General features: G+C 40.2%; 1 protein-coding gene and 1 pseudogene. Both read right to left on the bottom strand.

Annotated elements, in window-relative coordinates; translation table 11 throughout:
• Positions 1-372, bottom strand: a 372-nt coding sequence (locus MiAbW_RS19205; RefSeq protein ID WP_441338417.1) for an ISAzo13-like element transposase-related protein, incomplete at its 3' end; no start/stop codon positions are given.
• 81 nt (positions 373-453) lie between these two features.
• A pseudogene (locus MiAbW_RS19200) lies at positions 454-656 on the bottom strand (ISAzo13 family transposase); the annotation flags it as partial.

The raw sequence follows: 656 nt of genomic DNA, 5'->3' as shown, positions 1-656 counted from the left end.
TAATGGCTCGAGATAGCGGGCTTTCCCCTCACGAGATAAATTGCCTATCTTAACTTTAGCTTTGCTATCCAAGGAAATTCTCAAAGATTTAGTCTGGTTGTCAGCGGCTTGATTGGCTTGAGCTACGTTAGCAAAAATTGCCTCGGTTTCTGGGATTTTTTTGAGCGGTTTTATTTTTTGTGTTTTTTTTAAACTATAGCCCATTCGATTCAAAATATCTCCAATGGTTTGACGAGAGGGCAATTGTTCATCTCCATAGCCTTTTTCTTCTTTTAATGCCTCTCTTACCGCTCTGGCACTGATTTTAGTAAAGGCAAAAGTTGATTGGAATTTAGGCTCTGCTTGCGAGTACGTCTCCACTAAACTTTTGATGTCTGCCTCTAAGTTTGGTAGCAGTTCCTCCGTTTTTTTTCTCCCCCTAGCACGATAATTATCAACACAAATAATCCCAGTTTATAGCTCTTTCAATCCTGTTGCTATTGCCTGCCTAGACCATCCCAATTCTGTTTCGGCTAGGCGCAGCGAAGAGTTAAAATAGTCTATAGTTACTTGCGCCATAAAAGCCCTTTTCTTAAAACCTGTCAGCTTTTTTGCCGCATCTTTCAAGCTTGATTTGATTTTTTCAGTCAGTTCAGTTACCATAGTTGAGAGTGGGA

Origin of the sequence: Microcystis aeruginosa NIES-4325 (genome assembly GCF_008974145.1) — a bacterium.
Lineage (GTDB): Bacteria > Cyanobacteriota > Cyanobacteriia > Cyanobacteriales > Microcystaceae > Microcystis > Microcystis aeruginosa_G.
This window is presented reverse-complemented; position numbering and strand designations above follow the sequence as displayed.